The organism is Paenibacillus sp. FSL M7-0134, from assembly GCF_038007865.1.
GTDB lineage: Bacteria > Bacillota > Bacilli > Paenibacillales > Paenibacillaceae > Paenibacillus > Paenibacillus polymyxa_B.
Map to the genome: position 1 here is coordinate 1 of NZ_JBBOXV010000001.1, position 13,882 is coordinate 13,882.

The 13,882-nt window shown below is 45.0% G+C and carries 15 protein-coding genes; all 15 read right to left on the reverse strand.

The window, feature by feature from the left end:
- Positions 1–481: 481 nt before the first annotated feature.
- The 15 genes from NSQ58_RS00005 to NSQ58_RS00075 all read right to left on the reverse strand — a co-directional run bounded on the left by NSQ58_RS00005 (position 482) and on the right by NSQ58_RS00075 (position 13,822).
- Entirely contained in the window at positions 482–1,360 is an 879-nt protein-coding gene (locus NSQ58_RS00005) for a nucleotidyltransferase-like protein (protein ID WP_160789369.1), read from the reverse strand.
- A gap of 112 nt (positions 1,361–1,472) precedes the next feature.
- Positions 1,473–3,191, reverse strand: coding sequence for a glycosyl hydrolase family 18 protein (locus tag NSQ58_RS00010; RefSeq protein WP_341056677.1), 1,719 nt, complete (start codon positions 3,189–3,191; stop codon positions 1,473–1,475).
- A gap of 185 nt (positions 3,192–3,376) precedes the next feature.
- A complete protein-coding gene (locus NSQ58_RS00015; RefSeq protein ID WP_013311903.1) occupies positions 3,377–3,808 on the reverse strand; it encodes a Fur family transcriptional regulator in 432 nt (143 codons plus the stop codon).
- Positions 3,809–3,916: 108 nt separating this feature from the next.
- Positions 3,917–5,320 (reverse strand): DUF4097 family beta strand repeat-containing protein, encoded by a 1,404-nt coding sequence (locus NSQ58_RS00020; RefSeq protein ID WP_341056678.1) that lies wholly within the window; start codon positions 5,318–5,320, stop codon positions 3,917–3,919.
- A gap of 7 nt (positions 5,321–5,327) precedes the next feature.
- On the reverse strand, positions 5,328–5,981 hold the full coding sequence (locus NSQ58_RS00025; RefSeq protein WP_023990254.1) for a hypothetical protein: 654 nt from the start codon (positions 5,979–5,981) through the stop codon (positions 5,328–5,330).
- Between the two features lie 82 nt (positions 5,982–6,063).
- On the reverse strand, positions 6,064–6,777 hold the full coding sequence (locus NSQ58_RS00030; protein WP_028541862.1) for an MgtC/SapB family protein: 714 nt from the start codon (positions 6,775–6,777) through the stop codon (positions 6,064–6,066).
- A gap of 98 nt (positions 6,778–6,875) precedes the next feature.
- A complete protein-coding gene (locus NSQ58_RS00035) occupies positions 6,876–7,337 on the reverse strand; it encodes a GNAT family N-acetyltransferase (protein ID WP_028541861.1) in 462 nt (153 codons plus the stop codon).
- A gap of 130 nt (positions 7,338–7,467) precedes the next feature.
- The gene (gatB, locus tag NSQ58_RS00040; RefSeq protein WP_013311908.1) at positions 7,468–8,913 is read right to left on the reverse strand and encodes an Asp-tRNA(Asn)/Glu-tRNA(Gln) amidotransferase subunit GatB; all 1,446 of its coding nucleotides are present in this window, start codon (positions 8,911–8,913) and stop codon (positions 7,468–7,470) included.
- Between the two features lie 26 nt (positions 8,914–8,939).
- A complete protein-coding gene (gatA, locus tag NSQ58_RS00045; protein ID WP_023990257.1) occupies positions 8,940–10,397 on the reverse strand; it encodes an Asp-tRNA(Asn)/Glu-tRNA(Gln) amidotransferase subunit GatA in 1,458 nt (485 codons plus the stop codon).
- 27 nt (positions 10,398–10,424) lie between these two features.
- Positions 10,425–10,712, reverse strand: coding sequence for an Asp-tRNA(Asn)/Glu-tRNA(Gln) amidotransferase subunit GatC (gene gatC / locus NSQ58_RS00050; RefSeq protein WP_013311910.1), 288 nt, complete (start codon positions 10,710–10,712; stop codon positions 10,425–10,427).
- 368 nt (positions 10,713–11,080) lie between these two features.
- Complete coding sequence (locus NSQ58_RS00055) at positions 11,081–11,470, reverse strand: hypothetical protein (protein ID WP_013311911.1); 390 nt, start codon at positions 11,468–11,470, stop codon at positions 11,081–11,083.
- Positions 11,471–11,550: 80 nt separating this feature from the next.
- On the reverse strand, positions 11,551–11,760 hold the full coding sequence (locus NSQ58_RS00060) for a hypothetical protein (RefSeq protein ID WP_023990258.1): 210 nt from the start codon (positions 11,758–11,760) through the stop codon (positions 11,551–11,553).
- A 243-nt stretch (positions 11,761–12,003) separates the two neighbouring features.
- Positions 12,004–12,633 carry an MBL fold metallo-hydrolase gene (locus NSQ58_RS00065; RefSeq protein WP_023990259.1) on the reverse strand — a complete coding sequence of 210 codons (630 nt, stop codon included), beginning with the start codon at positions 12,631–12,633 and terminating at the stop codon, positions 12,004–12,006.
- A gap of 3 nt (positions 12,634–12,636) precedes the next feature.
- Positions 12,637–13,206, reverse strand: coding sequence for a thioredoxin family protein (locus NSQ58_RS00070; protein ID WP_013311914.1), 570 nt, complete (start codon positions 13,204–13,206; stop codon positions 12,637–12,639).
- A 1-nt stretch (position 13,207) separates the two neighbouring features.
- The gene (locus NSQ58_RS00075; protein WP_013311915.1) at positions 13,208–13,822 is read right to left on the reverse strand and encodes a DedA family protein; all 615 of its coding nucleotides are present in this window, start codon (positions 13,820–13,822) and stop codon (positions 13,208–13,210) included.
- Positions 13,823–13,882 lie beyond the last annotated feature (60 nt).

Consider the following 13,882-nt stretch of genomic DNA (forward strand, 5'->3'; position numbering starts at 1 on the left):
CCTGAGCCAGGATCAAACTCTCCATTAAAGACCAACCGAAGTTGGTTTATAGAAAGAGCGATAAGCTCATTTTGAAACTGACGAGATAAAATATCTCTTGTTTGATTTTGCGAACAAAATCGTTTTACTCACTCGTTGTTCAGTTTTCAAAGATCAAACCTGCATTTTGTCTTACTTTGTTTCACCACCGCGTCTCAGCGGCGACTTAAATAATGTAACACATAACCTTATTTTTCGTCAAGATTTTTTTTGAAAATTCATTTTTCTGCTTGATGCAACACGTTTATCCTGCTTTAAACAGTTCAAAATTATTCATGCTGCTTAATGGGGCGAGTTATAACTTATCACATATTTTATATACTCGTCAACCTAAATTGATAATTTATATTTTTTAACTATTTATAAATACTAAATCACGTACAAAAAAAGGAAGAAAAGTCGGTTTAACAACCTTTCTTCCTGACAAATCAACCCCTGCACATCAAATAAGGGAGTAACGCAGTTCACGATTTTGTCCACGCTCCCTAAAATCCCCGGCAGCTGTTTCTCTAATAAGTGAACGATATACCAGTTTACGGAGCACGACGGTAAGATCCAATTGGAGATTCTTTAGCTCAGGATGGTTAATAAGTTCATTTATAGACCAAGGTTCCCGTCTGCTGCCTAATATACGGAATAGCGGAGATGAGCACTCCTCCATTTTTGACATAACTGAAAATTCACAAGCAAGCAGTACTAGTTCTACCCGTTGTTCCAAGGTTTCCGTACTTAATGTGAGTTCGTTATACAATTTGTCAATCGTTCGATCCAGAGGCCGTACCTGAACCCATAAGTGAATCTTTGGATAAATCCCCCGTTCAATGAGTTCAATAGATGCCCAATGATCCAATGCTTTCAGAACACTTTGATAAGCGTCAATGATCCGCCCTTCTCGCACCGCTCTTTTACCATGAACGTAATTGACCAGAAAGCGGGAGAACTCATGAAATCGCTTCTGCTCCCGCAGTGGATCGTTAAAATCAACAATTTCCTGTCTTAAAAGACAGACCCTGTCATCCCGTTCCCAGACAATACGACCTTCTAGCACATAATCTATTATGTTGGCTTGTTCACCAGCGATAATCCATTCCTTCAGACAACTGAGCGTTGCGTACAACACTTGGCATCTTAGTCCATTCATAAATAAGTGTTGAATAGAACGAACTGGCTTGGTGCCTTCTCCAATAATTAGAATGAGTTCATCAAAGTCATACAACATCGAACCGTGAAAATACTCTCCCGGCTTTCTGTACGAAATAACACCTATCGAATCTTCCTGCAACAATTCATCATACATCAGGTTTAATTTGGTTAGCTGCACTTCTCCCTCCATACCTGCAAGGCGGCTATGACCGCAAATTGGATATTTGGATACATGTGATCATTTCTACATAAATAAGAGACTTCCTTCTTCAATTGTATATATTTTTATCTTATTCACTTATTTTTTTCAGTGTTACCCAAGCGTTTTCATCAGCAAAAGTTCGATTCCACACACCAATTCCTCCGAGCTTCAGCGATTTGGCAAGTTCTACTCTTGCCTTCAGAGATACCTGATCCTCCAGCCAAATCTTTTTGACCACACCATCTTCTGTATACTCAACATAATTTTGACCTTCGGAAGCTCTAAACTTAGGCTTCAACTTAAATTTGGCTATGATATCCGCTGCTGACTCCATACCAAGTGATTTGGAGGAGACCTTAATCTTCCCTTCTTTGGAAGTCTCGGACCACACGCGAGTATATAATGGAATACCTAAAACCACTTTTTGAGGCGGCACTTCATCTTCCTGAATAATTCGCTTAATTGACGCTTCCGTCCATGGTAGCGAGGCGACAGAACCAGCCTTTGGACTAGCCGCCCAATGTTCATCATATGCCATTACCATGAGGTAATCTGTGATGGTGCCTAATGATTTTCGATCTAAAAAAGCTGACCACATCTCACTTTGAGATTTAGGCGTTACATCAATGGACAGTATCAAATCATGTTCCCGGGCCATCGGTTTAAGTTCCCGCAAAAATTGGGTGACATTTGGGCCATCCTTCGTATGAACATTTTCAAAGTCAATATTAATACCGTCCAGATCATTTTCTAGGGCAAGTGAAATCATCTGATCTACAATCGACTTTCGACGTTCAAAGGTGGACAAAGCTTCTGTTGTTAATTCGGGATTAAAGCTGTTGCTCAACAAGCCCCAAACCTCCATCCCCTTGCGATGTGCCCAGCTGACATAGGCAGGATCTGCCTTGCTTTCTACAGTACCTTCATGATCGACGACACTGAACCACGTAGGGCTCACCACATTTACTCCAGGCATAGGATCAAACTTGGAAGGATCGGGCTTGCGATTATAGACAGCTTCCCAAGCGAGGTTTACTGATCTACCCTCCCAATGTTTTTCCGAGATGGACAAATCGTCCTTAACCGAAGGGATCACAAGCTCTTCTCCTTCAGCGACATGGTCTGACTTAATGTATCCTGCATAACCATTGTCTAACTGAACAAAATACCAATCGCCCTGTTTGGACCAAATACGCACCTTCGTCCGCTGAGATATATCTGTCAAAATGAAAGATAGGCTAGAGGCTTCTTTACGTAAGGCGATTGTAGCATCCTGTGGGCCATCCTTCTTTTCTACACTCCCCAGCCTGACCTTCTCCCCAGCCTTCATTAGGATGACAGCACCAGTCACAGGATCTTCGTGTATAGAAACGCCGTATACTTCACGTACAGCCTCTATCGGGATATATACCTCTCCACTGATTACCTGAGGGGCTGCGCTCAGCGCATATGTTTTACCATTCAGTTCCCCTTGTGCCTTCGAAACCTTCATATAGAGCAGGCTTTGTCTCGTCGCCATAATAACGGTTTGGCTGTCATCCTCATAGCGAACCGTAGGATCAATTTTACTTTGCACCAATTTGAGCGGCATCAGCATGTTCTTGCCGGAGCTCTGAGCTTCATACCCAGTCAACTTTCCCTGCATAAAAATAGGACGGACACTGCCCTGCCAATCGGGTTTCTCGTGAAGGGGATTGCCAAACCATACAACAGTAATTGCACATATAATCGCTGCAAATAATAGCAGGCTTGCCGCTCCTTTGAATCGTGAACGTTTACGGCGGCGTCTGGAATGATTTCTGGCCAATATTGAACCTCCATTGTATGAACTTTGAATTTCCGTATTTTGTAACCTCAACAGATTACTTAAAACAAAAATAAAGTGATTTAAACAAAAAAACGCGGTAAATCCCCGCTTATGGGGAATTCCTCACGTTTCCAATCCATTACAATATATACATACCGCACAAAAAACTTCTATTCCTTGTTTCGTTACGTTTGTTTGTTACTACAAGCTTTGCATACTCCGTGTAACTCCATACGATGTCCATGCACCTCGAAGCCTGTTTCCAACGCGGCATGGCGTTCCACATCGGCCAAATACGGATAACTGAAATCTTCAATCTTTCCGCATTTTTCGCAAATGATGTGATAGTGCTCCGAAATATTGGCATCATAACGACTGGCGTTATCTCCATAGGTCAACTCATGTACCATACCCGCTTCTATAAACATCTTTAAGTTATTATAAACCGTAGCCACACTCATACTTGGAAACTTGGACTCAAGCGCTCGATATATTTCATCTGCAGTCGGGTGCCCCATAGTTTCCATTAAATAGTTTAATATGGCATGACGCTGGGGTGTTATGCGTACACCTGTCTTCTTCAGAAGTTCCAAAGCATGCTGGACGCGTGCTGCCATATATGTCCACCGCCTTATCCCTTACTTACGATCCTATCAATTACCACGCATCTATTTACAATTCACTTCTAAACCTACTCACATTGTACGGTCTACTCAAGTTTCTTGTCAACGCGCCGTATTGTCGCCGGATATTCCTATAGAGGTATCTGTCTCAGAAGCTCCGGGTTCAGCCGGAGAGCTTTCAGATGTATCGGGCGCAGTCGTACCCCCGGAATCATCCAAGTCGGGTAACGACGGCATCAGTAACTTTTTAATGGTTAAATTACTGTTGCCCTCTACGTTGATCGCATACTTGCCTGTCCCGTTTTGGCCTGAAATACTTTTACTGTCTATTTTAAATGGAAAATCGGATTGAAGATTACCATAACTGCTTGAACCCTCTAACTGAAAATCTCCATTCGACGGAAGATCCAATACGATATCACCGACAGCACTGTATATTTTCCAATCTCCGCCTATCTGCTCGCTATGCACTTTGATAGAGCCATTAAGCGAATTTGCATTCAGCTTGGCTGTAGAATTCAGCACATTCATGTCACCATTCTGAGTATCTACGGTGATGTCCCCTTCCGAACGAGCGAGCTGAATATCACCTACCATGGTGTGCAGTGTCACAGCTCCTTCAATATCGCCTGCTTGCATGTCGCCACGGTTCGTGCGCACATCCACATCTCCAGAAATCCGATGCAATTTAACCTGACCGTTCAGCGTGCCTCCCTTGACATTGCCGATAGCGTCATTAACAGTGAGATTTCCATTACCGCTCTCAAGCCGAATGCTGTCAATTGCATCAACTCCATTCAAGGAAATATTCCCGTTGGAGGTTCTAATCTGCACATTGAACCGCCGGTCCTCCGGCACGGTGATCAGCATGTTCACACGAGGCTGACGTTTGCTTGATGCTCCGTACGACTTTGCCTCCGGACGAATCTGGATAGTCTTGCCGTCGGTAGAAGTCAGTGAAGAAGCTTGAGCAATCTTGTCCGCTTCGGCAGCAGGCGCTTGATCCACCCACAGAGTACCTCGTACCTCTATATTGGACACAGGCCGTCTGATCAGTGTTACATCACCATTAACCGAATCAACTACTAAATCGGACGTCTGCATAGTTACAGGTACCAGCATACCACCCATATCATACCGATTCTCTTTAGCCTGGCTAAAATCCATAGAGGCTGACGTCAGATTGAGACTGACCCGGTTCCACAGATACATATAATGATTTTGCTGGGTCACGATAAAAACCGAGGCTGCCACTACCAAAGCGGACAGAATCCCCTTTAGGTCAGGTCTGAATCGCCTTCCGTTGTCAGACTTGCCTTCTTTCCGATAGTACATGGCAAAAAAAATCAGATACTCCAGTCCCCAAAGCACAAAGATTACGGGCCACCAAACGAGGAGCTGAAGCATATATTCAGTATTTTGAAACACATCTACAATAAGCAAAATGCCTACAGCCATCAACAGAAGCGAAGAGGTGTAGCGCCCGACTCTTATTTTGCGGTGCACGCCAGCTTCACCCTCTTTCTTTCAACTTTTTACGCTTAAAGTTCAGAAAGGCTTCCCTTAGAAAAAGGAATAAACCGATCATCATTAATAAAATGGCCAGCGTAAGGAATCCATAATCCTCAAAGAAATTACTCAACCAGCGAGGTTTCATGCGAAACAAAATCATAAGTCCACCGCCTGCCACCATTAGCACAGCAAAAGCAAAGCCTCTCTCCCATGCATAAAAAGGACTACTTTGCTGGCCTCTAGCATCCATTCGTGCATAACGATCTGGCTTACGCCGATAACGAACCATGTAATCTGCTGACTGTAAGACATCATATACATTATAAAAATATAAAATGGGTATGAACAATCCAAGCAAAATAAGTAATGGAATGTTGATCCTCAAGCCGTCAGAGGAAACATACAACATCGCAAAAATATCTAGCAGGAGCAATACAATAAAACTAAGCCCCCTAATAAACAGTCCTAAAAAAAGATGTCCCAGTCCGGGTAACAATGCCGCCATGATAATAGCAATCACTTTGCGAAATTTAGCGTATTTTAGACGTTTCCCCTGTCTGGGCTGTTCCCGCTGTTCCGATGCTTGTAGCTGTCCAGCCTCTCCAGACGGTAACGGTTGTTCCGAGTTCATGCCATCCTCCCCTTTGAATCCCATGCGTGGCTCCGCTGAAAATACTTCGATGCTTACATAGTACCCCAATCGGATTTAAGAGTAACTGTTAAAAAAAGGTAGACTATTACTCGACGGAGACAGCAGCTATATCTTCCCATTGTCGTAAATCAGCTGCAATACGTACGGGATTAAAATCATGACGGGCCAGCACCTCTAGGGAAACTTCCATACTCTGCCGATCTGGGTGTAATTCGTGAAATGGGACATTTTCATGTTCTTTAATCATTATTTTACGTATTTCCACTTTTTCTTGCTCTAAATAAGTCGAAATCTGCTCCAGCAGTCCGTGAGAGGACAATCCGTACAATGTAATAAGATGACGCTTGCGTCCACGCATATACCGAAGTTCAACTTTGTTAAACACCCATAAATTTAAAAATACGAGCACTGTCGCCGCTATAGACGGGAAATAAAAGCCTGCTCCCACCCCAAGGCCAATAGCAGCCACGACCCAAATGGAAGCCGCAGTCGTTAGTCCGGTAATGGATTTACCTGTGAACATAATCGTCCCTGCACCCAAAAAGCCTACGCCAGTGATCACAGCCGTAGCCAAACGAGCGGGATCTATGCGTACATTAACTTCTTTAATGAAATCGGCAAAGCCGTAAATGGAGAGTAGCATAATCAGCGTCGAACCAAGACTGACCATAATATGAGTCCTCAAACCAGCTGCGTGATTGGAACGTTCGCGTTCAAAACCAATGAATCCACCGAGAAGCATGGACAGTAAAAGCCGTAAAATGATATGTGAATCGTCTATAATCCACGGATTATTCATTCGAGTCTCTCCTCCCGGTTATGTCGTGCTTCCCACTCCGGGTGCGCGGTTTGTGGGCTTATGTGCATTTTTAATGCCAATTTAATGATATCTCAATGCTATTCCACCTTATGCAGATGGTAGGTGGTTAATTCCACGCCTGGGGCGACCTCGGCCGCAGATACGGGGCGAAAGCCATGTTTTCGATATAATGTCACCGCAGGAGTATTTAAAGTTCCTGTAGAGACGATAAACAACGGGATATTTTGATATTCACTCAAAACATGCTTCATTAAAGAGTCTGCAATGCCTTTACGAAAATGATCCGGGTGAACCATCATACGTGTAAGGGTAAGCGAATCGGGCGACTCAGACTGCACAGCCAGTGCTCCTAGCAATTCACCGTCCTCCAGCCACCCATAAAAAGACTCTCCACAGCTTTTCAGCGTATCCAATGTATCCATCAGTGGAGGAATCTCATCAAACCCAATCAGCTCAGCTTCCAACCTATAGGCAACGTGCTGTAGACGCCATATCTGACTGACGATATCATCATCTTCCAATGAACATAGGGTAACCATGCTGTTTTCCCTCCTAAGGAAACTCATAAAATGCCATCAGGATTCTAAAGCTTGTTCGCGCCAACCGTTCTCAGCGTCTATGCAAAAGGGGCCTGTCCCTAAAAGACAAGCCCCTGTCAAATCTATGCCATTAGCGGTTCAGCACTTCCGTCAGCAACTTATTAGCAAGACCAGGGTTTGCCTTCCCCTTGCTCTCCTTCATCACTTGACCGACTAGGAAGCCGATGGCCTTTTGCTTGCCAGCTTTGTAATCTTCGACCGATTGCGGGTTAGCTGCTACAACTTGTTCGACAATCGTCAGGATTGCACCCTCATCACTGATTTGTACAAGCCCTTTTTCTTCAACAATTTGCTGTGGCAGTTTATCACTTTCCAGCATTTCCTTGAAGACCGTTTTAGCGATTTTGCTATTGATCGTTCCCTTCTCCAGCAGTCCGATCATTTCACCCAAGCCCCGTCCGGTCAATTTAACCTGCGACAGCTCCACACCGGCACTGTTCAAATAACCGAGTAAATCCCCCATAATCCAGTTGGATACTGCTTTGGCATCCTTGGTGAATTGAAGGCTATCCTCGAACAAATCGGCCAATGGCTTGGAGGACGTAATCACCTGGGCATCATACTCAGGTAATCCATATTCCGAAGTGTAGCGTGCTTTACGCTGGTCAGGCAATTCAGGAATCGAAGCACGAATGCGTTCTTTCCATTCCTCATCTATATGCAGTGTAACGAGATCCGGGTCTGGGAAATAACGATAGTCATGGGCCTGTTCCTTACCACGCATGGATAAAGTTTTACCTTGCGCTTCATCCCAACGACGTGTCTCCTGTACAATCGTTCCGCCTTCGTCCAGCGTCTGCTCCTGGCGGAACTGTTCATATTCCAGTCCGCGCTGTACGCCACGGAAGGAGTTCATGTTTTTCAGTTCCGCTTTAGTTCCCAGCTCTTTTTGTCCATGCGGACGAAGGCTGATATTCGCGTCGCAGCGAAGTGATCCTTCCTCCATCTTCACATCGGATACGTCACAATACTGCATAATGGCACGTATTTTTTCCAGATAGGCCTTGGCTTCTTCCGGCGAAGATATTTCCGGCTCCGAAACGATCTCGACCAATGGTGTGCCGACCCGGTTAAAATCGACCAAAGATGCGTAGCCACCATCAACATGTGTTAATTTCCCTGCGTCTTCTTCCAGATGCAGTCGGGTAATACCGATACGCTTTGTCTCACCATTCACTTCAATATCAATCCAGCCATTTTCGCCAATGGGTTGATCGTATTGTGAGATTTGGTAAGCCTTAGGTGAGTCGGGGTAAAAATAGTTCTTGCGGTCAAACTTGCTCACATCAGCAATGGTGCAATTCAGCGCCATTGCTGCTTTCATCGCATAATCAACGGCCTGACGGTTCAATACCGGCAGCACCCCTGGATGACCGAGACAGACCGGACATGTATGAGAGTTGGGTGGTGCTCCGAAGGATGTCGAGCATCCACAGAATATTTTAGACTTCGTATGCAACTCCACGTGCACTTCAAGTCCGATGACCGTCTCATATTTGGATGTAGTTGTAGACATGAATAGGTTCCCTCCTTTTTGGCAAATTACAGCTGCGGACGCTGCTTGTGAAATTCGGTATTTTGTTCAAAAGCATGAGCTACGCGTAGCACGGAAGACTCGTCAAAGGCTTTTCCGATAATTTGTAGTCCGACTGGCATTCCATCCGCAAGACCACACGGAATGCTGATGGCTGGCACACCAGCCAAGCTTACCGGAATCGTCAAAATATCGTTCAAATACATTGTTAATGGATCGTCCACTTGCGAGCCGATTTTGAAAGCAGTTGTCGGTGCAGTAGGTCCGATAATCACATCATATTGTTCAAATACACGATCAAAATCCTGTTTAATCAGTGTGCGCACTTTTTGAGCTTTCAAATAATAGGCATCGTAGTACCCGGAGCTGAGTGCATAGGTACCCAGCATAATCCGACGCTTCACCTCGGGACCAAACCCCTGCGTACGGGACTGATGGTATAGATCAAGCAGGTTGTCCGGATTGTCAGAACGCACACCATAGCGCACGCCGTCAAAACGGGCCAGATTGGATGACGCTTCGGATGAAGCCAGCAGGTAATATGTAGCTACCGCATATTCTGTGTGAGGGAGAGACACTTCTTCCCAAACAGCACCCAGTCCTTCCAGCGTTTTCAGTGCATCCAGCACCTTTTCCTTGACCTGAGGATCGACGCCCTCACCAAGATACTCTTTAGGCACAGCGATACGAAGTCCTTTTACATCCCCGGTTAAAGCGTTCAAATAATCAGGAATGTCTACCTTCGCAGAAGTGGAGTCCTTCTGGTCATAACCTGCAATGGCTTGTAGGACATAGGCTGAATCCTGAACATTTTTAGTAATGGGTCCAATTTGGTCTAAAGAGGAGGCAAAAGCCACCAGTCCAAAACGGGATACTAGACCATAGGTTGGTTTCAGGCCAACTACACCGCAGTAAGAAGCAGGCTGGCGAATGGAACCACCTGTATCCGAACCGAGTGTGAAATAAGCCTCACCCGCTGCAACAGCCGCAGCTGAGCCGCCACTGGAACCGCCGGGAACACGTTCTAAATCCCAAGGGTTACGTGCAGGGAAAAAGCTGGAGTTCTCGTTAGAGCCGCCCATGGCGAATTCGTCCATGTTCATTTTACCGAGTGTCACGGTTTGCGCTGCGCGTAACTTGCTAACAACTGTGGCATCGTAAACGGGATCAAAATTTTTCAAAAACTGACTGCCACATGTTGTACGCAGCCCTTCTGTCACGATATTATCCTTAATACCAACCGGCAGGCCAAACAACAGCCCTCTTTCCTCTCCGGAAATCAGCTGATCATCCAGCTGACGTGCGGATGCACGGGCCTGTTCCTCGTCAACGGTAATATAAGCTCTGATCTTGTCTTCCCGCGCACCAATCGTCTCCAGAGCGTGTCCCACCAGATCACTCACGGAAATTTCCTTTTGATGCAGCTTGTTATGTATCTCGGGCAATGTGTTATTGAACAAGCTCAATTTGCATCCTCCTTTCAAATATGAGATCTATTCCAGAACAGCAGGAACCTTAAACTGTCCGTCTTCTTCTTCAGGTGCATTGCGCATCACTTGCTCATGTGTCAAACTTTCGCGAACTTCGTCGTCTCGCATGACATTGCTGACGTGCAGCACATGAGTGGTCGGTTTTACCTGCTCCGTATCCAGCTCATTCAGCTTCTCCGCATAATGGAGAATGGCGTTTAATTGTCCTGTCATCGTTTCTTCCTCAGCCGCGGTCAGATTCAACCTGGACAGCTTGGCTACGTGACGGACATCTTCCGTGGAAATGTTCATACAAAACCCTCCTCATGTATATGAGGATTTTGCAAAAAATCCTATAGGCGGCTTCCAATGAGCAAGATATAGATCAAAATGGTTTAGTTCATCTATATATTGCACTTCGGAGCGACTGGAATTGAATTTTGCAAAATCCTGATATTAAAAAATGCTGCACCGAACTTCGAAATAACGTTTTTAATTATAGGATAGAACCCTTTACAATTCAATCTTTGACGCGGTACAGAAGCAAACTGTACATCAATGAGGTAAATGTTGCTAAAAGGATATAAAAAAAGCACCTCTCGGTGCTCTTTCGAGAAAACTATAGGAGCTGAGATTGTGCCCATTATATATTTTTAAAAAGAGTCGGCAGTAGCCGACTCCTATATCCAAGCACGCAAATTGACTTGTCTGATAAAATCAGCCTGTGACAACAACTCTGCCGCGGTTTCTTCTTCCTCTTCAGTCTCTACCGAATCAAGACCACCGTTCATTACATGCTTGAACAGTTTCTCATTATGAGTAGCAAGGGCGTAATCTATCAGCGCTTCACGCTCAATCCGCTCGGCTTCCAGCTTGAGAATACTCTCTTCCAGCTCGATGTCCCCGGATGGTACAAAAAAGTTGCGGTTCACCTTCGGTACGCGAATGACATAGTCAAAAGCATTGTCCGCATTACGGTCGTAAGCAATGATATAACCATGTTCGCCCACAGGAAGATTCTGCTCAAAAGCATCCGCGACGATCATAATTCTAGCTCCTAAATGATGCATCGTTAGCCCCCCCGTTTGTCTGAACTTATCTGCTAAGTCTACTAAAAAAAAAGTAGCTTGTCTATATCATCTATGTATCTTCATAATCGACCGTCTCCACGTCCCAACCTGTGTTCATTCAGCCTCACATGCCAGTTTTGTGAAGGGATTCCGCTCCGTCGTTTCACCTTTTTCCAAGTCATGATCTTCGGCTCGGAACCTACCACAGAATCTTCAATATCTATTATATTGGGAACACGGAAACTACCTCCAATCTCACGTTGTACCCCAAATATATGTTTTCTTTTCATTCTTGCTCCCCCTTGTGATCTGACGGCCTCATGCCTCTTTATCCTCTTAATGGGCAAAAAAAAGAACGCAAACCGGGATTCATCCACAGCTTGCGTGCTTCGCGAGTTTAGTATGTAACTTTAATAAATTTATGTTAACAAAAATAAAAACCTTTGTCTATACATAATTTATAATTTGTTGTCGAAATGGGGCAAAACCTGTCACACCTTTGATTTTGCCCCTACTGAAAACGTTCATCACATTTACCGGATATACGGATTATTAGCTTTCTCATAACCGATGGACGTTTTGGGACCGTGACCGGAATAGACTGTAACGTCATCTCCGAGCGGAAACAATTTGTTCTGAATAGAATCGTATAGATCCCGTTCCCGGCCACCCGTCAGATCCGTGCGTCCGACGCCCTGACGAAATAGCACATCCCCGGAAAAAAGATCTTTGCCGCACAAAAAGCTGACACTTCCGGGTGAATGGCCCGGTGTATGGAAAACCCGGAACGTGTGCCCGATCAGGTTCAATTGCTGACCTTCTGCCAAATCATATTCGGCAGGTTCCGTCGAGATCGGAGGGGATGCCTCTGGCCACATCAAGGAACCATTCAGCTTAGGAGATGTGAGCCAGTCTTGCTCCAAGGCGTGCAGATAAACCGGGCAGCCTTTGGTATTGCGAATCTCCTCTACTCCACCGATATGGTCAAAATGGGCATGAGTCAGCAGGATAGCTTCAATGGTCAGTGGCTCAATAGCTCTGAGCAAAGGACCCGGATTCATCCCCGGATCAATAATAACGGCGCGCTGCGGATCATCCCCTTGAAGCAAATAAGCATTTGTTTGGAGAGGACCGAGATTAAAGCTGCGAATAGATAACGTCATAAGTTAAAATCCCGAGATCAGCTCGCGTAATTCCTGAACAATTACAGGATGGACCTCGGTTCCCTCCCCATATTTTTCAGCCATTTCTTTACGAGCAACTGCGATTTTTTCTTGATAATCATCAGCTTCCCGATCTGGATTTTCACGTTTGAATCCAATCATAATTTGTTGGACATGTGCAGGGCGTGGTCCCCAGTGGCCAAGTACGTGACCTCCTGTATCCGCAAAAATCACAATCGGAACAGCACGTCCTCCCATTGTCAGGAAGTCATCCATCAGCGCCTGATGGTTTTCCAAGATTAATACTTCGGTCGGAATCCCGCTATTCTCCAGCGCACGGAACACAACTGGCACATTGCGCACCACGTCCCCACACCAGTCGGCAGCCAAAATAAGCACGCGCAGATCATCCCGATGGTTCAAGCTTTCAAAATACTCTCGATCCTCTTCGCGATTCCATACAAACTGATCGTACCCAGAGCGGAAGGCTTCTTTGTTCTTTTCCATGCCCTCCATAAACTGTTCAGGGCTTAAGCCCTTTCCGAAGTATTGCGATACATTAGTACGGCTCATGTTATACACTTCCTTTTTTGTTTTTGGACAAAATCCACTTGATAACAAAATAAATGATCAAGAGTGCAAGGGCAACCAGCAAAATAGGTTTGATGTAAGGTGCTGCCACTTCGTCAATTTGCTCCCACTTGTCTCCTAGCAGCATACCTAAATATATAAACAAAACAGACCAAGGTATAATCGCTAGCGTTGTCAAAATAGTAAAGCGCCATACGTTCATTCGAGCCAACCCGGCAGGGATTGAGATGGCATGACGCACAACAGGAATAAAGCGAGCTGTGAAAATGACCCCTGTGCCGTATTTGTTAAACCAGGCTTCAGCATGGTCGACATGACTTTTTTTGATAAGTATGTATTTCCCATACTTATCTAATACCGGTCTGCCGCCATAGCGCCCAATCCAGTAAATGAATAGCTGGGCCAGCACCCCGCCAATCGTTCCAAAAACGACTGCGCCAAAAAAATTAATATGACCCGAGGATACCAAAAAGCCACCATAAGCGAGGACAATTTCGCTTGGAATGACCTCAACCATCAAGCCTAGCATAATACCAAAATACCCAAGACTACGAATGATCTCAAACAAATAATTAATGATACTAGATATTTGGTCCACTTCTCTTCCCACTCCCTGCCTGTTTCTCTATTTTCATTAGTGTATCACAGCGGCAGAACA

Bases quoted from the DNA above. Each gene is read 5' to 3' on its own strand.
- NSQ58_RS00015 (WP_013311903.1), bottom strand. From the start codon at position 3,808: ATGGCAGCACGCGTCCAGCATGCTTTGGAACTTCTGAAGAAGACAGGT.
- NSQ58_RS00025 (WP_023990254.1), bottom strand. From the start codon at position 5,981: ATGGGATTCAAAGGGGAGGATGGCATGAACTCGGAACAACCGTTACCG.
- NSQ58_RS00030 (WP_028541862.1), bottom strand. From the start codon at position 6,777: ATGAATAATCCGTGGATTATAGACGATTCACATATCATTTTACGGCTT.
- NSQ58_RS00035 (WP_028541861.1), bottom strand. From the start codon at position 7,337: ATGGTTACCCTATGTTCATTGGAAGATGATGATATCGTCAGTCAGATA.
- gatB (WP_013311908.1), bottom strand. From the start codon at position 8,913: ATGTCTACAACTACATCCAAATATGAGACGGTCATCGGACTTGAAGTG.
- gatC (WP_013311910.1), bottom strand. From the start codon at position 10,712: ATGAACATTTCCACGGAAGATGTCCGTCACGTAGCCAAGCTGTCCAGG.
- NSQ58_RS00055 (WP_013311911.1), bottom strand. From the start codon at position 11,470: ATGCATCATTTAGGAGCTAGAATTATGATCGTCGCGGATGCTTTTGAG.
- NSQ58_RS00060 (WP_023990258.1), bottom strand. From the start codon at position 11,760: ATGAAAAGAAAACATATATTTGGGGTACAACGTGAGATTGGAGGTAGT.
- NSQ58_RS00065 (WP_023990259.1), bottom strand. From the start codon at position 12,633: ATGACGTTATCTATTCGCAGCTTTAATCTCGGTCCTCTCCAAACAAAT.
- NSQ58_RS00070 (WP_013311914.1), bottom strand. From the start codon at position 13,206: ATGAGCCGTACTAATGTATCGCAATACTTCGGAAAGGGCTTAAGCCCT.